This window comes from Chromobacterium vaccinii (assembly GCF_001855275.1).
Taxonomy (GTDB): domain Bacteria; phylum Pseudomonadota; class Gammaproteobacteria; order Burkholderiales; family Chromobacteriaceae; genus Chromobacterium; species Chromobacterium vaccinii.
The window spans coordinates 3070914-3090790 of record NZ_CP017707.1 but is presented as its reverse complement, the minus strand read 5'-3'; the positions used below and the strand labels follow the sequence as shown (position 1 = coordinate 3090790).

The window sequence follows — 19877 nt, the reverse complement described above, 5'->3', positions numbered from 1 at the left end:
TCAGGAAGACAGCGCCTGGCGGATCAGCGCCAACATCCTTTCGCTGGCGCCGCGGTGGGCGTCGCGAAAGCGCGCGGCGCCCTGGCGCATCGCCTCGCCGGCGGCCGGATCATCCATCAGCGACAAGGCCGTCGACACCAGCTCGGCGGCGTCCCCCACCTGGCGGCCCGCGCCGGCGGCCAGAGAATCGGCGGCCGCTTGCTGGAAATTGAACACCGACGGGCCGAACAGCGCCGGCACGCCCATCTGGGCCGGCTCGATCAGATTGTGACAGCCGTAAGGCAGCAGGCTGCCGCCGATGAAGGCGACGTCGCACGCTCCCAGGTAGCCGAACATCTCGCCCATGCTGTCGCCCAACCACACCCGGGCATCGGCGGCGATGGCGGCGCCGTCGCTGCGGCGCTGCGGCTTCAGGCCGCGCTCGGCGGCCAATCTTTCCACCTGGTCCCAGCGTTCCGGATGGCGCGGCACCAGAGCCAGCAGCGCGTCGCCGACCGCGTCGCCGGCGGCCAGCCAGGCGTCCAGAATCAGCGCTTCCTCGCCGTCGCGGGTGCTCGCGCACAACAGCGTCGGCCGCCCGCCGACCCGCGCGCGGAAGTCAGCGGCAAGATGACGTTGCGATTCAGGCACTTCAATATCATATTTGCTGCTGCCGCAGACCGAAACATTCCGCGCGCCCAACTTCGTCAAACGCTCGGCATCTTCAGACGTTTGCGCGGCAACTGCGGTCAATTTCGCCAACGCCGGCGAAATCAGCCCGGCGATCTTGCGATAACCATTCAGCGATTTTTCCGACAATCTGGCATTGGCCAGCAGCAAGGGCACGCGCTGCGCCGCCGCGGCGTGGATCAGATTGGGCCAGATTTCGGTTTCCATCAGCACGCCGCAACGCGGCCGGTAGGCGCGCAGAAAATCGGTGGCGGCCTGTGGATAATCGTAGGGCAGGTAGCGGATCTCGGCGTCCGGGTACAGCTGCTCGGCGGTGGCGCGGCCGGTCGGCGTCATCTGGGTCAGCAACAGCGGCGCGTCCGGCCATTCGCGGCGAAGCGCGGCCACCAGCGGCTGCGCGGCGCGCGTCTCGCCTACCGACACCGCGTGGATCCAGATCGCGCCTCCCGCCTTGGGCGACAGGGCCTGGCCGAAGCGCTCATCCCAGTGCTCTAGGTAGGCCGACGCCTTACGCGCCCGCTTCCTCAGATAGCGCCGCACCAGCGGCGTCAGCGCGCGCCACAGGCCGTTGTACAGCGCCAGCTGCCAGCTCATGTCCAATCCCGCCGCGATTGCAGCGCCGCCAGCACCTCGTCCACGGTGGGACACTGGCCGATATTGCCCAGATTGGTCGCCCACGGCGTTTCCACCACGCCGGTCTGCTGCGGGTCGGTATCGGTGTAGATGGCGGCCACCGGCACGTTCAGCGCGTTGGCCAGGTGCACCAGGCCGGTATCCACGCCTATCACCGCGCTGGCGTGGCCCAGCAGCCCGGCGGCTTCGCCCAGGCTCATCTTGGGCGCCACCACCGCGGCCGGCAGCCGCGCGGCCAGGCGTTCGGCGCGCGCCTTTTCCTTGTCGCTGCCCCAGGGCAGCACGGTCACCATGTCATGGCCGGAAGACAATCGAGTCCCCAATTCCACCCAACGGGCCTCCGGCCATTCCTTGGAGGCGCGGCTGGTCGCGTGCAGCAGCACCGCGTAGCGGCCGCTGAGCATCCAGCTGGGCCGCTCGCCGGGCCGGACGCCGAACAGCGGCTGGCCTTCCGGCGCGTAGCCGAAGCTAAGGCCGAACAACTGCCGGTTGCGCGCGATCGCGGACAACTTGCGCGAAACCTTGTGCTTCTTGTCGTAGAACAGGCTGGCCAAGGCTTCGCGCGCGCTGCTCCAGTCCAGCCCGGCCAACGGCGCGCGCGCCCAGCGGGCCGGAATCGCGCTCTTGACCAGCCCCTGGCTGTCCAGCACCAAATCGAAGCGCGCGTCGCGCAGCTTTTGCTTCAAAGCCTTCAGTTCGCGCCAGGCGGCGGGCTGCCACAGGCGCCGGCGCCAACTGCGCCAGCTCAGCGTCAGCACTTCGTCCACCTGCGGGTGCAGGCGGGCGATGTCGGCGAAGCTTTCCTCGGTCAGCCAGCTCAAGCGGATATTCGGGTAATGCGTCTTCAGCTCGGTGATGGCAGGCCAAGTGTGGATAAGGTCGCCCATCGACGAGGTGCGCACAATCAGCACATTCATCATGGCGCGCATTGTACCCGAGCGGGGCTGTGGTTAACCACGTAAAATCCCTCGTGACGGGATGTGGATAAGCGGCTGTGAATAAGTCCGGCCGGATTTACCCACAATCTGCCCTGCCATTGCCCTATGCAATAATCCCATGCCTATCAACAGGACAAACCTATGAAGCAAAGGCCTTTTTAGCAATTGTCCACAGCAAAGTGCCACCTTCAGCAGTTTCATCATTTTATAGTTGCGTTAATGAAAAACCGCTGAGGTAGGCCAGGTTGGATACAAAAAAAGTCGTGCACAAGCCAGTCTGCAAAACCGGATCAACAACTGTGGACAACCATGAGTCTGCAGAAACCTCTAAAGTTATCCACAACTGCTCACCCAATTGCGAGCACGGCTGACAACAGGTTTTGGATAGAATCAAGCCATTGAAAATAAACGGATAAACGTACTTATCCACAAGAAGAAGCAACCTTCTACCAGTTTCATCATTTTATAAATGGGAATACATGAACAGATGCGAGTAGCAGTCAGCGCGGTGCTAATCACCAAGAATGCAGGCAAACAACTGGAACAATGTCTGCAGAAATTGAGCTTTGTGGACGAGATCGTGGTTGTGGATTCCGGCAGCAGCGATAGCACATTGGCAATAGCCTCCGCCTATCAGGCCAAAGTTATCCACCAGGAATGGCTGGGATTCGGTCCCCAGAAACAATTCGCGGTCAGCCAGGCCAGCCATGACTGGGTGCTGTGCCTGGATGCGGACGAATACCTGTCCGAAGAATTGTCCTTGTCTATCAATAGGATGCTGGAGAATCCACAGGCCGCAGCCTATCGCTTCCCGCGCTGCAACCGTTTCATGGGACGTTTCCTGAAACACGGCGAGGGCTATCCGGACTGGTCGCTGCGCTTGTTCGATCGCCGCCGCGCCCGCTGGTCCGACGACGCGGTGCACGAGTACGTGATCTGCGACGGGCCTGTGGAAAAACTGGCGGGAGACCTGATGCACGAGTCCGGCGAGGACATCGCGCTCTATTTATCCAAGCAGAACCGCTATACCTCGCTGCAGGCGGAACAGCTGTACAAGCGCGGCAAGAAGGTGGGCGCCGGCAAACTGCTGTTCAGTCCGCTGCTGCGCTTTTTCAAGTTCTATTTCGTCCGCCGCGGCTTCCTGGACGGCTTGCCGGGCCTGGTGCACATCTTGATCGGCTGCTTCAACAGCCATATCAAGTACGCGAAGCTGATCGAACTCCACCGGCTGAACAAGAACGGCTGACAAGCTTCTGAGCGACGGGGACGGATGCGGGCTGGCTCGCCGCGAGAAATGACGTTTGGTTTGTCTGCCGGATTCCCTTAGCATGGGGTTTTGCTTCGGAATCGGCCACATGAACCCCATTCTCATCCGCGCCATGACGGAAGCCGACATCGACGCGGTGGCGCGCTTGTGCGGCGACCTCGACTATCCGACCACCTCCGAGCAGCTGGCGTCCCGCTATGCGACGGCGCGGGACGCCGTCGACAACGAGATCTGGGTGGCGGAACGGGAGGGCGAGGTGGTCGGCTGGATCCACGGCCACGGCGGCCATCTGCTGCAAGCGGACAGCTATGTCGAAATCGGCGGCATCGTCGTCGATCCCGCCTGCCGCGGCCTGGGCATAGGCCGGCTGCTGCTGGAAGCCTGCGAACGGTGGGCGCATGAACGCGGCTACCCGCGCATCCGGCTGCGCTCCGGCATCCACCGCACCTGGGCCCACGCTTTCTACCACCGCATCGGCTACCAGCAGAAAAGCACCGGCATCACCTTCGCGCTCGATCTGCCGCGGCGGGATTGAGCGCGGCAGACTTGTCCACACGCTTCGAGGCCATACCATGCCCATTCGCTTTCCCGCGCCGCTCCAGCCCGGCGACGCCATCGCCGTCACCGCTTTTTCCTCCGGGGTCCATCCGCAGCTGCACGGCCGGCTGGACGACGCGCTGAACGAGCTGCGCGCGCGCGGCTACCGCGTGGTGGAGGGGGAGTGCCTGCGCGGCGAGAAACACGACGCCAGCGCTCCCGCCGCGGCGCGGCTGGCCGAATTGCGGCGCTTGCTGTTCGACCCCGGCATCCGCGCCATCCTGCCGCCCTGGGGCGGCGAGCGGGCGATCGAGCTGCTGCCGGGGCTGGATTTCGCCGCGCTGGCCGAGCTGCCGCCGAAGTGGGTGGCCGGCTTCTCCGACGTGTCCACGCTGATGGCGCCGCTGACGCTGCGCGCCGGCTGGGCGACGCTGCACGGCCCCAACCTGATGGATCTGCCCTTGAAGGATCGGGCATTCGGCAACGAAGCGCTGCTGGCGGCGCTGGAAACCGGCATGCCGCCGGCTCAGGCGCAGCATGGCCGCTATTGGCGCTGGGACGAGCCGGGCCGGCAGTTCGCCAACCGGGTGCGGCTGCTGGAGGGCGGAGCGGGGAAAATGGAGGGCAGATTGATCGGCGGCTGCCTGGACGTGCTGGCGCCGCTGCAGGGCACGCCGTATTTCGATCTGGACGCGTTCAAGGCGGAGCCGGCCATCCTGTACCTGGAAAACTGCGAACTCGCGCCCTGCGGCGTTTTAAGGGCCCTGGCGGGCCTGCGGCTGTCCGGCGCGCTGGATGGCCTCGCCGGGCTGGTATTGGGCCGCAGCAGCGGCCCTGACGCGGCCGACAGCGATGCTTTGAGCTATGAGGGGGCGTTGCGCGCCGCTTTGGACGGTTTGCCGTATCCGGTGGCGGTGGATGCCGACATCGGCCACGTGCCGCCGCAATGGAGCCTGCTCAACGGCGCCTGGGCGACGCTGGAGGTGTTCGGGGAGGGGGAGGCCAGGCTGGCGCAGCGCGCGGCGCGCTGAGGGCGTTTACAGCGCCATCCGGTAGAACACCACGCGCTCGGTTTCCTCGAAGCCCAGCGCCAGGTGCGCGTGCTGCGAGACCTGGTTGTCCAGGCCGGTGTCGGACGCGAGCTCGGCGCAGCCGCGGCGGATGGCCCAGTCCTTGGCCGCGGCCAGCAGCAGGGCCGCCATGCCGGCGCGCCGGTGTTCCGGGGCCACGTACAGGCCTTCGACGAAAGCCACCGGCGATGAGCGGGTGCCGTTGACGTAATCGCCGCGCAGCGCGAGCTCGATCAAGCCGACGGCCTCTTCTTGGCCGTCCTGAACGAGGAAGGCGGCGCAGCGGCGGACATCGGCGCTCTGGGCGTCGATTTCCTCCTGGTGCCTACCCCGCGGGCAGTGCGGCCACAGCGCGGCGCGCAGGGCCAGCCAGGCGTCCGGATGGGAGGCGGCGGTGACGACGCTCATATCGACTCGAACTCCGGCTGCGGCAGGTGATGGCGCTGCACCAGGATCTTATCCACCCGGGTGCGGTCCATGTCCACTACCTCGAAGCTGAAGCCGTTCCATTCGAAACGGTCGGTGACGCTGGGCACGCGGCCCAGCTGGTACAGGATCACGCCGGCCAGGGTGTGGATGTTGCCGCCGGCCTCGCCGGGCAGCTGGGCTTCCAGCTCGAAGAACTCGCGGAAATGCTCCAGCGACACCATGCCGTCCACCAGCCAGCTGCCGTCTTCTCTCTGCACGATTTCGTCGATTTCGCCATCGATGTCTGGAAGATCGCCGACGATGGCTTCCATCACATTGTTGATCGACACCAGGCCTTCCAGCTCGCCGTACTCGTCCACCACCAGCGCGCTGTGGCTGCGCGCCTGCTTGAACTGCTCCAGCAATTGCATCAGCGAGCAGGTGGACGGCACGTACAACGGCGGCGACAGCTCGGCGGCGAAGTCCAGCGGCTCGCCGCGCAGCAGGCGGTCCAGCAGGGTCTTGGCGTTGAGCACGCCTATCACCTGGTCGGTGTCGCCGCGGCAGACCGGAAAATGGCTGAATGGATAGGCCAGCAACAGCTCGCGATTGCGTTCCGGTCCGTCTTCCAGGTCCAGGATCACCACGTCCTTGCGCGGCGTCATCACCGCCGACGCCTTGCGGTTGTCCAGGCGGAAGATGTTTTCCACCAGTTCCTGTTCGGCGCGGTCGAACACGCCTTCGTCGGCACCCTGTTCCATCAGCGTGCGGATTTCGTCTTCGGTGATGGACGGCTCGTCGCTCTTCTTGGCGCCCAAGAGGCGCAGCAGGCCGTCGGTGACGCGGCTGAACACCTGCACCAGCGGGCCGCTGGCGCGCGACAGCAGCAGCATCGGCCGCGCCAGCGCCATCGCCACCCGTTCCGGGTTAAGCAGCGCCAGCCGCTTGGGCACCAGTTCGCCCAGGATCAGCGACAGCGTGGTGATGAACAACACCATCAGCGCCACCGACAGCGGCTTGCTGTACGGCGCCAGCAGCGGCGCGTCCAGCAGCGCGCCGCGGAGATGCTCGGACAGCGCCGCCTCGCCGTAGACGCCGGACAGGATGCTGATCGAGGTGATGCCGATCTGGACAGTGGACAGGAAGCGGGTGGGCTCGGAAGCCAGCGCCAGCGCGGCGCGGGCGCCCTTGTGGCCGTCTTCGGCCTTTTGCAGCAGCCTGACCTTGCGCGAGGAGACGATGGCGATCTCGGCCATCGCGAACACGGCGTTCAACAGGATCAGGCCCAGCAGCAGCAGGATTTCCACGATGAGAGCGGGGGAGTGGAGGAGCTACTAGCTTAGGGCAAGCGGCCCGCCGCGCAAAGCGGCGCGGCGGAGCCGTTTCAGAACAGGGCGTTCCGCGCGGCCGGCGCCGCTTCCCAGCGCACCGGCTGGCGGCCGCGGGCGATCAGCCAGGCGTTGACCTGGGAGAAGTGGCGGCAGCCGTGGAAGCCGCGGCTGGCGGACAAGGGCGACGGGTGGGCGGCTGTTAGCACCAGGTGGCGGCCGGCGTCGATGCGCTCGGCCTTGCTCTGCGCCCAATTGCCCCACAGCAGGAACACGCAGCCGGGGTTGTCGCGGTTGACGGCGTCGATCAGCGCGTCGCTGACAGACTGCCAGCCGAGCTTGCCGTGGCTGCCGGCCTTGTCCCGCTCGACGGTGAGCACGCTGTTGAGCAGCAGCACGCCCTGCTGCGCCCAGTGGCTGAGGTCGCCGCAGGCGGGAATGCCGTGGCCGAGGTCGGCCGCCAGCTCCTTGTAGATGTTGCGCAGGGACGGCGGCACGCGCGCGCCGTCCGGCACCGAGAACGACAGGCCCATCGCCTCGCCGTCGCCGTGGTAGGGGTCCTGGCCCAGGATCACCACCTTGACGTCGGCCGGCGCGGCGAAGGTCAGCGCGTTGAACACCTGGGGCGGGGGCGGAAACAGCGTCTTGCCGTCGCCTTGCTGCAAGGCCAGCTGGCGGTCGATTTCGGCCAGGCGGGCGGCGATGGCGGGCTGGCCCAGCACCGTTTCCCAGGCGGGGTGGACGCGGGCGAGGGCGGGAGCGAGGTAGGTCAGAGAAGACATATCGGGTTCTTTGCTATGGATCGCCAGGCGGTTAACGTGGCTTGGAAAGATGGCTGCGCGATTCGTTCCAAAACAAAACACCGCCCGAGGGCGGTGTTTGTAGGCGACGCGCCGTCCAGCATCAATACCGGGCGACGGCCGGGTCCACCTGGGTCGACCAGGCGTCGATGCCGCCCTGCAGATTAATCACGTTGTCGAAGCCGGCGTTCAGCAGGAACAGCGCCACCTGGGCGCTGCGCATGCCGTGGTGGCAGATGGCGACGATGGGCGCGTCGTCCGGCAGCTCGCTCATCCGGATCGGGATCAGATTCATCGGGATGTGCACGCTGCCTTCGATGTGCGCCAGCTGGTATTCCCAGCCTTCGCGCACGTCCAGCAGCACCGGGCGCGCGGCCTGCGGATCGGCCAGTTGCGCGGCCAGCGCCGGGGCGGTGATTTCGCGCAGCATGATCAGAAGCTGAAACGGGCGGGTTCAACCGCCTCGAATTTCTTCAGCCGCTCGACACAGGTCTCGAACAGCGCGGTTTCGCGGAAGCTGGTGTCGGTTTCGCGCTCGATCAGCTTGCACGCCATCACCGGCAGATCGCCGGCCACCAGGATCAGGCGGCCGCCGACGGCCAGCTGGTCCTTCAGTTCTTGCGGGACTACCGGCAGCGAGCCGCCGACCACGATCACGTCGTAAGGCGCTTGCTCGGCCAGGCCCAGCACGCCGTCGCCCTCGACCAGGGTGACGTTGGCGACGCCGGCCTTCTTCAGGTTGGCGGCCGCGCGCTCCTTCTGCGCCGGATCGATTTCCACGCTCACCACCTGCTTGCCCATCTTGGCCAGCAGCGCGGTCAGGTAACCGCTGCCGGTGCCGATTTCCAGGATCTTGTCGCTCGGCTGGATGGCGGCGTCCTGCACCAGGCGCGCTTCCATCTTCGGCTGCAGCATCTTGCTGCCGTTGGGCAGCGGCAGTTCGGTGTCGACGAAGGCCAGCTGGCGCTGATTGTCGGCGACGAAGTCCTCGCGTTTCACGTGAAACAGCAGATCCAGCACGTTGGTATCCAGAACATCCCACGGACGAATCTGCTGTTCGACCATGTTGAAACGGGTTTTTTCGAAATCCATCAACTTAAACTCCGGAGGGCTGGGAGTCCGCTCCGCCCATGGAGGACAGCGTCGGCGGCAAGGACTCGTGTGATGACGATACAGTCTGCTGACAAAGTGAATTGGTGCGATTTTACAGAACCCGGCAGAGCCGGGCCCCGCCACATAAGTGCTTGAGTCCGCAGCCTGACCATTGAATCCCAATCGCTCCGCTGAGCGAATTGAAAATTCGCACGCATGCCGCCCTCTTAAACCTGCAAGGGAGCCTCGCCTTCTCGAAGGCGAGATGCTTTGTCAACAATCTAGATTGCTTGCGATTATCCCATATTTGCCTTACCTTCACACGGCATCGCTAGGGGTCCTGCGCCTGGCGTTCGGCGCAGATGGCCACCAAAGTGTAGGCCATGGAGCCGGATGACGGAGCGCGGGTGAGAAATACCCTTGGAACCTGACCCGGATAATACCGGCGTAGGGAAGCGTCACCTGCCATACCGGCCCATTCGGGCCCGCAGCCGGCCATGCCGGACCGCTCCTTGCGCCGCTTCATCGCTTTTGGAGACCCGCCCGATGAACGCGCCCGTGAACAAGCAGATGGTGGTGGACGCCGCCGCCGTCCAGCCTTTGCCCAACTCCCGCAAGATTTATGCAGCAGGCAGCCGCCCGGACATTCAAGTGCCGATGCGCGAGATCCGCCAGGCCGACACGCCGACCCAGTTCGGCGGCGAAAAGAACCCGCCCATCTTCGTCTACGACACCAGCGGCCCCTACAGCGATCCGGCCGTCCGCATCGACATTCAGAGCGGCTTGGCGCCTTTGCGCGCCGGCTGGATCGCCGAGCGCGGCGATTGCGAGCGGCTGGACGGCCTGTCCAGCGAATACGGCCGCGCCCGCGAGGCCGATCCCAAACTCGCCGAGCTGCGCTTCAATCTGCAGCGCAAGCCGCGCCGCGCCAAGGCCGGCCGCAACGTCAGCCAGATGCACTACGCGCGCCGGGGCATCGTCACGCCGGAGATGGAGTTCGTCGCCATCCGCGAAAACCTGAACCGCCGCGCCTATGTGGAATCGCTGCAGGCCGCCGGCAACCAGCGGCTGCTGGACCTTATGACGCGCCAGCACAAGGGCCACAGCTTCGGCGCCAACCTGCCGGAGGAGATCACCCCGGAATTCGTGCGCCAGGAAGTGGCCGCCGGCCGCGCCATCATCCCGGCCAACATCAACCATCCGGAATCCGAGCCGATGATCATTGGCCGCAACTTCCTGGTGAAGATTAACGGCAACATCGGCAATAGCGCGGTAACGTCGTCCATTTCCGAGGAAGTGGACAAGATGACCTGGGGCACGCGCTGGGGCGCGGACACCATCATGGACCTGTCCACCGGCAAGAACATCCACGAAACGCGGGAGTGGATTCTGCGCAACAGTCCGGTGCCGATCGGCACCGTGCCCATCTACCAGGCGCTGGAAAAGGTCAACGGCAAGGCCGAGGACCTGAGCTGGGAAATCTTCCGCGACACGCTGATCGAGCAGGCCGAGCAGGGGGTCGACTACTTCACCATCCACGCCGGCGTGCGCCTGGCCTACGTGCCGATGACCGCCGGCCGCATGACCGGCATCGTGTCGCGCGGCGGCTCCATCATGGCCAAGTGGTGTCTGGCGCATCACCGCGAGAATTTCCTCTACACCCATTTTGAAGATATCTGCGAAATCATGAAGGCCTACGACGTGGCCTTCAGCCTGGGCGACGGCCTGCGCCCGGGCAGCGCCTGGGACGCCAATGACGAGGCGCAGCTGTCCGAGCTGAAAACGCTGGGCGAGCTGACCGAGATCGCCTGGAGGCACGATGTGCAGGTGATGATTGAAGGCCCGGGCCACGTGCCCATGCAGCTGATCAAGGAGAATATGGATAAGGAGCTGGAGTGGTGCCGCGAGGCACCGTTCTACACCCTGGGTCCGCTGACCACCGACATCGCGCCAGGCTACGACCACATCACCTCGGCCATCGGCGCCGCGCAGATCGGCTGGTACGGCACCGCGATGCTGTGCTACGTGACGCAGAAGGAGCACCTGGGCCTGCCCAACAAGAATGACGTCAAGGAAGGCATCATCACCTACAAGCTGGCGGCGCACGCGGCGGACCTGGCCAAGGGCCATCCCGGCGCGCAGATCCGCGACAACGCGCTGTCCAAGGCGCGCTTCGAATTCCGCTGGGAAGATCAGTTCAACCTGGGCCTGGACCCGGACAAGGCGCGCGACTTCCACGACGAGACGCTGCCGAAAGATAGCGCCAAGGTCGCGCACTTCTGCTCGATGTGCGGCCCGCACTTCTGCAGCATGAAAATCACCCAGGACGTGCGCGAATACGCGGCCAGCCAGGGCATAGGCGAGCAGGACGCGCTGCGTGAGGGGATGCGGGAAAAATCGATCGAGTTCGTCAAAGGCGGCAGCAAGCTGTATGACAAAGTCTGATCAATAGGCTAATTTTAGTATTTTAATGATTTTTTTGGCATAAAATGTTATCGGGTCGGCTTGTGAGCCGGCCCGTTTTCCATTTGGATCGCCAATACATGCTGAAATCGTTTTTTGCCGCCGTGGAGACGGGCGGCGCCGCCGTGGCCACCCGTCTGTCGAATCCACGCCTGCAGTCCGGCGAAACGCTGCGCGGAGAGGTGAGGGTCAGCGGCGGAGCAGTCGACCAGCGCATCGCCAAAATAGAACTGCTGCTGCTGGCCGAGGCCGCAGGCGAGCGCGGCGGGGAAACCCTGTTGCTGGCCAGCCTGCCGGTCAGCGGCCCGTGCCGGATTCCGGCCGGCTGCGAATGGCGCTTGCCGTTTCTGCTGCCGTTGCCGGAAGCGACGCCGGTCAATTGCCACCCGGCCCTGGGCGGCGAGCCGCTGGTGTGGGTCCATACCGATCTGGCCTTGGGCCAGGCGCGGGACGCCGGCGACAGCGACCGGCTGCAGGTGTTGCCGCCGCCGCGCATGGATGCCCTGTTGCAGGCTTTTTCCCGCCTGGGCTGGGAGTTGGCGGGCGCGGGGATGGAAGCCGGCATCGCCTATGTCGGCGGCGTCGCCGGCTTGCTGGGCTGCTATCAGGAATGGGTGCTGAGGCCGCGCGACGCCGGCTGGAACTGGAGCCAGATCCGGCTGACCCTGGTTCCCGACAGCCATGGGGTTGTCTATGTATGGGTGGAGATCGCCGGCGATGGCCGCGATTATTGCCTGAGCCTGAGGATGGAGCCGGGTTGGGAAGAGGTCGACTGGACGGCGGAGATTCGCGCTAGGCTGGGCTTGTGAGCGCGTATAACCGGCCGATGGGGCTGGTTTGGCGTTCGTTGCGGCACAGAGGCGGCGGCGGCGGTCTAGCATGAGGGGATGAAACCTGCTTAGGGAGTCGAGGATGGACACCAGCAATCATTTGTTGCCCGGCCTGTTTCGCCAGCTGGGTTTGCCGGACGAGCCCGCCGCCATCCGGGCCTTCATCTCCAGCCACCCGCTGCCGCCGCGCGTCGCCCTGGTCGAGGCGCCGTTCTGGACGCCGGCCCAGGCCGCCTTCTTGAGCCAGGCGCTGGAATGCGACGCCGAGTGGTGCGAGGCGGCGGACGAGTTGGCGGTGCTGTTGCAGCAGGGCGAGGGCTGATGGTTGTGGATAAACAGGGAGGCGCGCGGCGGCTTGTGGATAAGGCTGCTAACAAAACCCCTGATCCTGCGTTGCGCCTGCTTGTCGTAATGAGTGCTACCTGTGTCGGCGCGCCTTGGCTCAGGTTCTCTGCGAGGTTTTGTCAGAGGCTTTAAGTCGCCTCATGCTGCCGGATGCGCAGGAAGCCTTGTGCCGCCGCCATCCGGTGAAGGCGGTGTATCTGACGCCCCTCCACCAGTTTCCCGCCGCGCTGATGGCGTCGGCCGAGCGTTACGATTTTCACATCATCGAGGACGACTATGACCACGAGTTACACTTCGACCATCGGCCGATGCAGCCGCTGGGCCGGCCGGCGCGTGGCGTACGTCGGTTCGCTGTCCAAGGTGCTGGCGCCGGGGTTGAGAGTGGGTTACGCCGACCTGGGGGGCCCGAGCCCTGTGTGGACAGATGGCCAGTTTCGACGCGGGAAGGTAGTTATCTGGATTGAATAGCGAAAACCTGACATATAGCTTTAAGAAGATATCGTCGTTCTGGGGAACGGGATGAAACAAACCGATCAGACCCTGCTGGAACAATTGCGCATTACCGAGTTCGAGATTGAGCAGCGCAAGCAATTGTTTGAGTTGGAACCGCGCGACGAAATGCTGCTGCGCGCCGCCGGCCATTTGGTGGAGTCGCATCTGGAAGAACTGGTGACGCGTTTCTACGAGTTGCAGACCAGCACGCCGGAGATCGCGCTGTTGATCGGCGACGCCGACACCCTGCAGCGGCTGCGAAACGCCCAGCGCCGCTATGTGATCGACCTGTTCAGCGGCGTCTACGACCTGGAATATGTGAACAACCGGCTGCGCATCGGCCTGGTGCACAAGCGCATCGGCGTCGAGCCCAAGCTGTACCTGGCGGCGGTGCAATCGTTGAAGACGTTGCTGTCTGCCCAGGTCTGCGAACTGATTCCCGACATTGAAGTGAGAGGACATACCTTGCTGGCGTTGGACAAGCTGGTGATGTTCGACGTGGCGCTGGTTTTCGAAACCTATATCCGCAGCTTGGTGGCCGAGATCGAAACCTCGCGCAACAAGTCCGAGCAGTACGCGCGTTCGCTAGAGGAAAAAGTGGTGATCCGCACCCGCCAGTTGGAGGAGTTGTCGCGCACCGACCCGCTGACCGGCCTGCTTAACCGGCGCTACCTGGACGAGACGCTGACGCGGGTGCTGCGCAGCGCGCAGCGCCGTCACGAGAAGGTGACGCTGGTGTATCTGGACATCGACGATTTCAAGCAAATCAACGACAGCCAAGGCCACCAGCAGGGGGATGAGGTGCTGCGCCGGCTAGGTGAGGTGATCAATCGCATTACGCGAGTCGAAGATGGAAGTTTTCGCTACGGCGGTGACGAATTCTGCATCGTATTGCCCAATTGCGACCGCAAACAGGCGGAGGGCGTTTTTCTCATCCGCCTGAGCGAGGAACTGGCTACGGCGCTGCCGGGCGTGACCCTGAGCGTGGGTTGTTCGGAAACCGGTCCGGATGATTTCATGCCGCCGGAAGAGCTGCTGGGCAAGGCCGACCAGTGCATGTATGAGATGAAGCAGCGCCACCGGATGGATCTGGCCGCCGGGCCGAGCAAGCTGGCGGACAAGACCGACGAAAAAGCCAGCGAGGAGCAGCCCGTAGTCGGCCGCTAGAGCCGGCGCACCTGGTCGCGCCCCGACTGCTTGGCCAGATACAGGGCCTGGTCGGCCTTCTGCTGGGCATCGGCGAAGTCCTGCTGCCGGCAATGCCATTCATGCACGCCGGCGGAAAAGGCGCAGCGCAGTTCCGGCTGCTTGGGCAGCGGCGCCAGTTGGCGAAAGGCCTGCAGCAGCCGCTCCGTCGCCAGCATCCCGTCCTTGATGTCCGCGTCCGGCATCAGCAGGCAGAACTCCTCGCCGCCATAGCGGATCAGCATGTCGTTGTCGCGGATGCCGCCCCGCAGCACGGCGGCCAGCACCTGCAGCACCGCGTCGCCGGCCGGATGGCCGTAGCGGTCGTTGACCGACTTGAAATGGTCGATGTCCAGCATCACCACGCAGACGCGCTCCACCGACGCTTCCAGCGTGCGCAGCCAGTATTGCAGCGCGCGGCGGTTGCCGGCGCCGGTCAGCGGGTCAAAGTTGGCCGCGTCTTCCAGCCGGTTGTGCTGGCGCTGCAGCACGATGTTGAGAAAACCCACTGCGCCGCACACCTGGGCGGCGGCGGCGAAAGCCAGCGCCAGCTGGTGCAGCTGGTCCAGGCTGTCAGGCGCGGCGGAGGTTTGCAGCCGGAGGTAGAAATCGCTGGCGTCTCGCCAGACGAACAGCAGCGCGCCCAGCAGGAACAGCAGCGCGGTGGGGCTGAAGCGGTTGCGGCTGACCAGCCGCTCGGCGCGCTGGTACAGCCAGGCCGCGGCCAGGTAGAGCAGCGGAATCTCGGCGCTTTCCAGCGCCAGCATCAGCGGGCGGTAGGGCAACAGCTTGTCCAGCGTGGAAACCAGGCCGACGGCCAGCCACAGCCAGTTGGGCGGCTTCAGTCCGGTGACGCGGGCGATGATGGTCAGCTGCAGCGCGATGCCGGCGTTGCTCATGCCGCTGCCCAGCGCCAGCCGCAGCATCTCTCCCTTGCCGGGTTCGACATAGCCCTCCACCAGCATGCCGGCGGCCAGCAGCAGCGAGGCCTGCAGCCAGCGGCGCCGCGCCCGGATGAGGTCGGAGCGCACGCTGTGCTGCCAGGTGATGAGACCGATGCTGGCGACTGCCAGCGAAACCATGATCAGCAGGGAATTGGACATGCGCGCCTGTTGCGGAAGGATGAAACCATCGTCTCATCCTAGCAAAGGGGTTTTCGCGCTGTCACGGTCAGAAGCGGGCGGTCACCTTGCGGCGCACGCTGTAATCGGGCCGCAGGCTGGCTTCGGCGTCCAGGAAATAGCGGTTGCTGTCCAGCATGAAATGCGGATCGTTGCTGGGCTCGGGGTCGGACCAGCGCTGGAACAGGCTATCCACCTGGCCGGGGAGACGGCAGGCCGCCAGCTCGGAGCGGAACGGGCGCTCGCCGAAGACGCGGGCGATCTCCGCCAACAGTTGCAGGTGCGGGGCGCGGGTGTCGCGCGGCAACAGCAAGACCAGCAGGCTGCGCACCGGCTCTCCGTCCAGGGCGTCGAAATCCAGTCCCCGCTTCAGGCTGATAAACAGCGCGCGCACGTCGGCCAGGCCGGCGATGCGGGCGTGCGGCAGCGCCAGGCCGTGGCCCAGCGCCGTGCTGCCGGTTTCCTCCCGCTGCTGCAGCGCGGCCTGCAGCGCCGGCGCGTTCAGCGCGTGTCGCTGGCCCAACTGGCGGGCGGCGTATTCGAACAGCTGGCGTTTATCCGATATGTCGACGTCCAGCAGGATATCGCTGCCGCGGCAGATGTCGGCCAGGGTTTGCATGGACCTTCTCCTGTATGGTGGATGCAGGCTCATGCTAGGTCGGCGTGTCTAAATTGAATCTAAATAAACGGCGGCTGGACATCAAAATCTCGTTAACGCTATTCCTTCTTCGGCAGGATGGCACCCTTGAGCGCCGACGCCTGTTCCTTCAGCTTGTCCATCTGCTGTTGCACCTCGGGATTCTGGGCGGCGGCGGAGGCAGCGAGCTTGGCCGCGCCGATCGCGGCGCTGGCCTGATCCTTCAGTTGGCCGAGCGGCGCGCTGGCGCTGTCCACGCCCTGGTGCACGCTGCCGATGGCGGCCGACGCGGCCTGTTGCAGCTGGGTGGTCTGTTGCTGGTTGCAGCCGGCGAGCAGCAGCGCGCTGCCGGCGGCGAGCATCACGATACGCATGGTTTTGTCCTAAGCGTTGAAAGATGCTGTTAAAGAGCGGAATAAGGGGACGCAAGTTCCATTTTGTCGGACAGCCAGGCCGGAATGACATTGGCAATGCGGGCATTTGGGTTTAAGTTGATGTCTCCCCTTTACCGCCACGGAGTCCCGGATGATCACCGTCAGCGTCACTTATCCCCAGCGCGCCGGCGCGCGTTTCGATTTCGACTACTATCTGCGGCAGCACATGCCGATGGTGCAGCAGCTGCTGGGCAATGCCCTGAAGGGCGCCAGGGTGGACCGCGGCCTGTCCGGCGCCGAGCCCGGCAGCGCGCCCGATTACGTCGCGCAGGCGACGCTGCTGTGCGAATCGACGGAGGCTTTCCAGCAGGCCTTCGGCCCGGTGGCCGCGCGCATCATGGGCGACATTCCCAACTACACCGACATCCAGCCCGTGATCCAGTACAACGAAGTGGCGCTGTGGGACGAGCGCCAGCCCGGCGTCAGCGGCTGGTACGCCAACGCGCAATAGGCGCTAGCAGCCTGTTCTGAAGTCTCGCAGACGCGCAGCCGGCATTCAACAGGTTCTCAGGCCAGGATGCGCTGGGCCAAGTCTCCCGGGGCCTGGCCGATGGCCAGCCGCGGCGCGCCGTGCCAGGCGGCCATCCGGCAGAGCGCGGCGGACAGGTCGTCGGCCAGCCGCTGGCTGACGCGGATACCCGGCTCCAGATGCAGCGACTTGACCTCGAACACGCCTTCCTTGCGGTGGGCCTTGGCGTCCAGCCGGCCCACCAGCTTGCCGCGGTTGAGGATCGGCAGGGTGAAGTAACCGTAGCGGCGCTTGGGCGCCGGCGTGTAGCACTCGATCTTGTAATCGAAATCGAACAGCTCCAGCGCGCGCTTGCGGTCCCACACCAGCGGGTCGAACGGCGACAGGATGGCGGTGTTGCCGCTGCTCAGCCTGTCCGCCGCGGCCAGTTCCAGTTCGGCGGCCAGGCTGGCGTGGACGAAGGCGTCGTGGCTCCAGCCTTCCACCCTCGCCGGGATCAGCTCGCCCTTGTCGGCCAGGCCGTGCAGCAGCTCGCCGTACGGCGCGCGCTTGAGCCGGTAGTAGTCTGCCGCCCAGCCGGGCTTGACCACGCCCAGCGCGCGGCAGCTGTTGCGCACCATGTCCAGCTGCGCGTCTTCCGGCGACGGCAGGTCGCGCGCGTCGTCCCAGCCGGGCAGCACCCGCTCTGCCAGGTCGTAGACGCGTTGGAACCCGCGCCGCTCCTTCACCATCAGCCGTCCCAGCGTGAACATCACTTCCAGGTGGCGCTTCTCCGGCTTCCAGTCCCACCAGCCGTTGCCCTTGCCGCCCTTGCGCTCGAAATCGGCCGAGCGCGCCGGGCCGTGGGCGCGGATGTGCTCGATGATGGCGTCGATGTCGGCGCGGTGCTGGTCCAGCCAGCGCTGCGAGTATTTCCAGCCCATGCTTTCGGCGTTCAGCATCCGGTGGCGCAGCAGCCGGTAGTCTTCCGTCGGCACGAAACAGGCTTCGTGCGCCCAGTATTCGAACAGCGCGCCCTCGGCCAGCAACTGGTCCAGCCAGGCCGGGTCGTAGGCGCCGATCCGGCTGTACAGCACCAGGTAGGGGCTGCGCGCGACCACGCTGATGGTATCGATCTGCAGCAGCGCCATGCGGCGGATGGCGGCCAGCGCGTCGGCCTTGGCCGCCTTGCGGCGCGGGGCGGCGAGCAGGCCCTGGGCGGCCAGTTGCAGGTGGCGGGCGTGTTGCAGCGACAGGTGGAGAGTCATGGCCGAACCGGGAAGCGACGGGAAAAACGACTATACCAGCGGCGACCGTCTCTGTGTAATGCCAAAGGCATGACAAGCCGGCGCGCTTGTGGCAGGGTGGACAGTCCGTTTTCCACCCGGAGCAATGGCCATGATCAGCCATATCGACCACATCGTCCTGACCGTGCGCGACATCGAGGCGGTGGCGGCGTTTTATCAGCGCGCGCTGAAGCTGGAAGCGGTGACCTTCGGCAACGGCCGCCGCGCGCTGCGTTTCGGCAACCAGAAGATCAATCTGCAGTCATTGGGCCAGGAGACCCGCAATCATGCGGCGATCGGCTCCGGCGACCTGTGCCTGATCGCCGCCATTCCTTTGCCCGAAGTGATCGAGAACCTGAAGCGCGAGGGGGTGGCCATCGTCGAGGGGCCGATCACCCGCAGCGGCGCGATGGGCCCCATCACCTCGGTGTATTTCAACGATCCTGACGGCAATCTGGTGGAAGTCAGCAGCTACAGCTTTTGACCCTCTGGACGGAAGCCCGCGCAGATGGCGGAGGCGGGACAGGAATGATGCCGAATGGTTTGGATACTGTCTTTTTTATGTTATTGAAATGAAATGGCGCTTGTCGTTTAATTCAACGTCATTGCCGGATGGCCGGCGATTCAACCCGGACGCCGGACATGTGCCGGCGCCCATTCTCAGGGCGATTTCATGGACAGCAGCAAGGCAGTGATTCAACGCTTCAACCGCGAGGTGATAGAAAACCGCGACATGGGGGCATTCGCCGAATTGGTGGCGGCCGATTTCGTCAATCACTCGGCCCCGCCCGGCGTCCCCTCGGGGCCGGACGGCTTCGCTGGCTTCTTCACCGGCATGCTGCATCCGGCCTTGTCCGACATCCGCGTGCACATCCATGAGCAGATCGAGGAAAACGGTAAGGTGGTGACGCGCAAGACCATAGAAGCCACCCACACCGGCGCCTTCTTCGGCCAGGCCGCCAGCGGCAAACGCATCGCCATCAACGCGATGGACATCGTGGTGGTGCGCGACGGCAAGTACGCCGAGCACTGGAGCTGCGCCGACCTGTACGGCGCGCTGGCCCAGATCCGCGGCGCCTGAGCGCGCTCAATCGTCGCGGCCGGCGTTGAGGACGTCCCGCACCAGCCTGTCGTAGCTGCCATCCTTGCGCATGCCTTCCAGCGCCAGGTCGAAGCGGGTCAGCAGCGCCTGCTGCTGCGAATGTTTGTTGATGGCGAGATAGGAGTGGTTGGCCGCCAGCGCTTCCGCCGACAGCGCGAAGCCATGGTAGCCGCCCTCCCGCAGCGCCAGCTGCAGCGGTTCGCGTATGCCCAGCACCACGTCCAGCCGGCCCAGCTTCAACTGCTGCAGATTTTGCTGGTCGCTGTCGCCGTCGAAGGCGGTGAACTTGCGGTCTTTGCGGGCCTGGTCGAAGGCGTCGCCATAGCTCCAGCCGGCCATCACCCCCACCCTTTTGCCGTTCAGGTCCTCCAGCCGGCGGTAGGACTGGCCGTTCGCGCGCGGGTAGGCCATGACCACCCGTTCGGTGAACAGCGGCTGGCTGAAGTCGAACAGCTTTTCCCGGCTGGCTGTCTTGATGATGCCGCCGGCGGCGGCGCTGCCGCCGCGCAATTCCTGCAGCGCCATGCGCCAGGATACGGCGCGCAGGGTGACGGCGATGCCGGCGCGTTCGCAGGCCTTGGCGACCAGCAAGGGATAGAGCCCGGCCGCGCCCGGCTTGCCGGCGTACATCAGCGGGGGGTTGCTGGCGTCGAAGTCGACGATCAGGCCGGGCGGCTCGCCGGCGCGGCTGGCTAGGCAGGCGGTCAGCAACAGCAGCGACGCCAGCGCCTTGCGGAAAAACATCGGCCGCATCGGGACGGGCTCTTGGAGGTGGTCACTGTTGCAGCATAG

Annotated in this window: 22 protein-coding genes; 10 read left to right on the top strand and 12 right to left on the bottom strand. The window is 65.2% G+C overall.

The features are described from left to right. Both waaA and waaC read right to left on the bottom strand, forming a co-directional pair. Complete coding sequence (waaA, locus tag BKX93_RS14290) at positions 1–1263, bottom strand: lipid IV(A) 3-deoxy-D-manno-octulosonic acid transferase (protein WP_046166972.1); 1263 nt, start codon at positions 1261–1263, stop codon at positions 1–3. Then, a complete protein-coding gene (waaC, locus tag BKX93_RS14285) occupies positions 1260–2219 on the bottom strand; it encodes a lipopolysaccharide heptosyltransferase I (protein ID WP_186009426.1) in 960 nt (319 codons plus the stop codon). Before waaC ends, waaA begins: the two co-directional genes overlap by 4 nt. 508 nt (positions 2220–2727) lie before the next feature. On the opposite strand from waaC, the gene BKX93_RS14280 reads away from it, so the two are divergent. The 3 genes from BKX93_RS14280 (at position 2728) to BKX93_RS14270 (ending at position 5075) form a co-directional block, all read left to right on the top strand. Continuing rightward, the gene (locus BKX93_RS14280) at positions 2728–3486 is read left to right on the top strand and encodes a glycosyltransferase family 2 protein (RefSeq protein WP_046166973.1); all 759 of its coding nucleotides are present in this window, start codon (positions 2728–2730) and stop codon (positions 3484–3486) included. A 109-nt stretch (positions 3487–3595) separates the two neighbouring features. Further along, positions 3596–4042 (top strand): GNAT family N-acetyltransferase, encoded by a 447-nt coding sequence (locus tag BKX93_RS14275; RefSeq protein ID WP_070980339.1) that lies wholly within the window; start codon positions 3596–3598, stop codon positions 4040–4042. A gap of 37 nt (positions 4043–4079) precedes the next feature. After that, the gene (locus BKX93_RS14270) at positions 4080–5075 is read left to right on the top strand and encodes a S66 family peptidase (protein WP_070980337.1); all 996 of its coding nucleotides are present in this window, start codon (positions 4080–4082) and stop codon (positions 5073–5075) included. A 6-nt stretch (positions 5076–5081) separates the two neighbouring features. Here the strand turns inward: BKX93_RS14270 and aac(6') are convergent, their stop codons facing one another. From aac(6') to BKX93_RS14245, 5 genes are all read right to left on the bottom strand, one after another. Continuing rightward, complete coding sequence (gene aac(6') / locus BKX93_RS14265; RefSeq protein ID WP_070980335.1) at positions 5082–5522, bottom strand: aminoglycoside 6'-N-acetyltransferase; 441 nt, start codon at positions 5520–5522, stop codon at positions 5082–5084. Further along, entirely contained in the window at positions 5519–6829 is a 1311-nt protein-coding gene (locus BKX93_RS14260; RefSeq protein ID WP_186009425.1) for a hemolysin family protein, read from the bottom strand. Before BKX93_RS14260 ends, aac(6') begins: the two co-directional genes overlap by 4 nt. Positions 6830–6906: 77 nt before the next feature. After that, positions 6907–7632, bottom strand: coding sequence for a uracil-DNA glycosylase (locus BKX93_RS14255; protein ID WP_046156015.1), 726 nt, complete (start codon positions 7630–7632; stop codon positions 6907–6909). A 121-nt stretch (positions 7633–7753) separates the two neighbouring features. Beyond that, positions 7754–8080, bottom strand: coding sequence for a rhodanese-like domain-containing protein (locus BKX93_RS14250; protein ID WP_046156014.1), 327 nt, complete (start codon positions 8078–8080; stop codon positions 7754–7756). A 2-nt stretch (positions 8081–8082) separates the two neighbouring features. Beyond that, positions 8083–8742, bottom strand: a complete 660-nt coding sequence (locus tag BKX93_RS14245; protein ID WP_046156013.1) for a protein-L-isoaspartate O-methyltransferase family protein — start codon at positions 8740–8742, stop codon at positions 8083–8085. Positions 8743–9312: 570 nt separating this feature from the next. On the opposite strand from BKX93_RS14245, the gene thiC reads away from it, so the two are divergent. From thiC to BKX93_RS14220, 4 genes are all read left to right on the top strand, one after another. Further along, on the top strand, positions 9313–11187 hold the full coding sequence (gene thiC / locus BKX93_RS14240; protein ID WP_412133470.1) for a phosphomethylpyrimidine synthase ThiC: 1875 nt from the start codon (positions 9313–9315) through the stop codon (positions 11185–11187). A 98-nt stretch (positions 11188–11285) separates the two neighbouring features. Beyond that, the gene (locus tag BKX93_RS14235; protein WP_070980331.1) at positions 11286–12014 is read left to right on the top strand and encodes a sporulation protein; all 729 of its coding nucleotides are present in this window, start codon (positions 11286–11288) and stop codon (positions 12012–12014) included. Between the two features lie 103 nt (positions 12015–12117). Continuing rightward, entirely contained in the window at positions 12118–12357 is a 240-nt protein-coding gene (locus BKX93_RS14230) for a DUF2789 domain-containing protein (RefSeq protein ID WP_070980330.1), read from the top strand. 542 nt (positions 12358–12899) lie between these two features. Then, entirely contained in the window at positions 12900–14039 is a 1140-nt protein-coding gene (locus tag BKX93_RS14220) for a GGDEF domain-containing protein (protein WP_070980327.1), read from the top strand. On the opposite strand, the gene BKX93_RS14215 is transcribed toward BKX93_RS14220, so the two are convergent. The 3 genes from BKX93_RS14215 to BKX93_RS14205 form a co-directional block, all read right to left on the bottom strand. Beyond that, positions 14036–15160, bottom strand: a complete 1125-nt coding sequence (locus BKX93_RS14215; RefSeq protein WP_052717387.1) for a GGDEF domain-containing protein — start codon at positions 15158–15160, stop codon at positions 14036–14038. The two genes, BKX93_RS14220 and BKX93_RS14215, sit on opposite strands and share 4 nt — an antisense overlap. Before the next feature lie 67 nt (positions 15161–15227). Then, entirely contained in the window at positions 15228–15797 is a 570-nt protein-coding gene (locus BKX93_RS14210; RefSeq protein ID WP_052729164.1) for a PTS sugar transporter subunit IIA, read from the bottom strand. Positions 15798–15895: 98 nt separating this feature from the next. Beyond that, on the bottom strand, positions 15896–16189 hold the full coding sequence (locus BKX93_RS14205; RefSeq protein WP_046166980.1) for a hypothetical protein: 294 nt from the start codon (positions 16187–16189) through the stop codon (positions 15896–15898). A 151-nt stretch (positions 16190–16340) separates the two neighbouring features. Between BKX93_RS14205 and BKX93_RS14200 the strand changes: the two genes are divergently transcribed. Next, on the top strand, positions 16341–16700 hold the full coding sequence (locus tag BKX93_RS14200) for an EthD family reductase (protein WP_021474956.1): 360 nt from the start codon (positions 16341–16343) through the stop codon (positions 16698–16700). A gap of 56 nt (positions 16701–16756) precedes the next feature. On the opposite strand, the gene BKX93_RS14195 is transcribed toward BKX93_RS14200, so the two are convergent. Then, positions 16757–17965: a winged helix-turn-helix domain-containing protein gene (locus tag BKX93_RS14195; protein WP_070980325.1), complete on the bottom strand. Its 1209-nt coding sequence runs from the start codon at positions 17963–17965 to the stop codon at positions 16757–16759. A 130-nt stretch (positions 17966–18095) separates the two neighbouring features. On the opposite strand from BKX93_RS14195, the gene BKX93_RS14190 reads away from it, so the two are divergent. Beyond that, complete coding sequence (locus BKX93_RS14190; protein WP_070980323.1) at positions 18096–18467, top strand: VOC family protein; 372 nt, start codon at positions 18096–18098, stop codon at positions 18465–18467. 189 nt (positions 18468–18656) lie between these two features. After that, positions 18657–19064: an ester cyclase gene (locus BKX93_RS14185; RefSeq protein ID WP_046156005.1), complete on the top strand. Its 408-nt coding sequence runs from the start codon at positions 18657–18659 to the stop codon at positions 19062–19064. Positions 19065–19070: 6 nt separating this feature from the next. Here the strand turns inward: BKX93_RS14185 and BKX93_RS14180 are convergent, their stop codons facing one another. Continuing rightward, on the bottom strand, positions 19071–19838 hold the full coding sequence (locus BKX93_RS14180) for a substrate-binding periplasmic protein (protein ID WP_046156004.1): 768 nt from the start codon (positions 19836–19838) through the stop codon (positions 19071–19073). Positions 19839–19877 lie beyond the last annotated feature (39 nt).

Coding starts and splice junctions, on each gene's coding strand:
- BKX93_RS14205 (WP_046166980.1), bottom strand. CDS start 16,189: ATGCGTATCGTGATGCTCGCCGCCGGCAGCGCGCTGCTGCTCGCCGGC.
- thiC (WP_412133470.1), top strand. CDS start 9,313: ATGGTGGTGGACGCCGCCGCCGTCCAGCCTTTGCCCAACTCCCGCAAG.
- BKX93_RS14280 (WP_046166973.1), top strand. CDS start 2,728: ATGCGAGTAGCAGTCAGCGCGGTGCTAATCACCAAGAATGCAGGCAAA.
- waaA (WP_046166972.1), bottom strand. CDS start 1,263: ATGAGCTGGCAGCTGGCGCTGTACAACGGCCTGTGGCGCGCGCTGACG.
- BKX93_RS14230 (WP_070980330.1), top strand. CDS start 12,118: ATGGACACCAGCAATCATTTGTTGCCCGGCCTGTTTCGCCAGCTGGGT.
- BKX93_RS14275 (WP_070980339.1), top strand. CDS start 3,596: ATGAACCCCATTCTCATCCGCGCCATGACGGAAGCCGACATCGACGCG.
- BKX93_RS14245 (WP_046156013.1), bottom strand. CDS start 8,742: ATGGATTTCGAAAAAACCCGTTTCAACATGGTCGAACAGCAGATTCGT.
- BKX93_RS14220 (WP_070980327.1), top strand. CDS start 12,900: ATGAAACAAACCGATCAGACCCTGCTGGAACAATTGCGCATTACCGAG.
- BKX93_RS14215 (WP_052717387.1), bottom strand. CDS start 15,160: ATGTCCAATTCCCTGCTGATCATGGTTTCGCTGGCAGTCGCCAGCATC.
- BKX93_RS14235 (WP_070980331.1), top strand. CDS start 11,286: ATGCTGAAATCGTTTTTTGCCGCCGTGGAGACGGGCGGCGCCGCCGTG.
- BKX93_RS14185 (WP_046156005.1), top strand. CDS start 18,657: ATGGACAGCAGCAAGGCAGTGATTCAACGCTTCAACCGCGAGGTGATA.
- BKX93_RS14200 (WP_021474956.1), top strand. CDS start 16,341: ATGATCACCGTCAGCGTCACTTATCCCCAGCGCGCCGGCGCGCGTTTC.
- BKX93_RS14250 (WP_046156014.1), bottom strand. CDS start 8,080: ATGCTGCGCGAAATCACCGCCCCGGCGCTGGCCGCGCAACTGGCCGAT.
- waaC (WP_186009426.1), bottom strand. CDS start 2,219: ATGAATGTGCTGATTGTGCGCACCTCGTCGATGGGCGACCTTATCCAC.
- BKX93_RS14255 (WP_046156015.1), bottom strand. CDS start 7,632: ATGTCTTCTCTGACCTACCTCGCTCCCGCCCTCGCCCGCGTCCACCCC.
- BKX93_RS14190 (WP_070980323.1), top strand. CDS start 18,096: ATGATCAGCCATATCGACCACATCGTCCTGACCGTGCGCGACATCGAG.
- BKX93_RS14180 (WP_046156004.1), bottom strand. CDS start 19,838: ATGCGGCCGATGTTTTTCCGCAAGGCGCTGGCGTCGCTGCTGTTGCTG.
- BKX93_RS14270 (WP_070980337.1), top strand. CDS start 4,080: ATGCCCATTCGCTTTCCCGCGCCGCTCCAGCCCGGCGACGCCATCGCC.
- BKX93_RS14210 (WP_052729164.1), bottom strand. CDS start 15,797: ATGCAAACCCTGGCCGACATCTGCCGCGGCAGCGATATCCTGCTGGAC.
- BKX93_RS14195 (WP_070980325.1), bottom strand. CDS start 17,965: ATGACTCTCCACCTGTCGCTGCAACACGCCCGCCACCTGCAACTGGCC.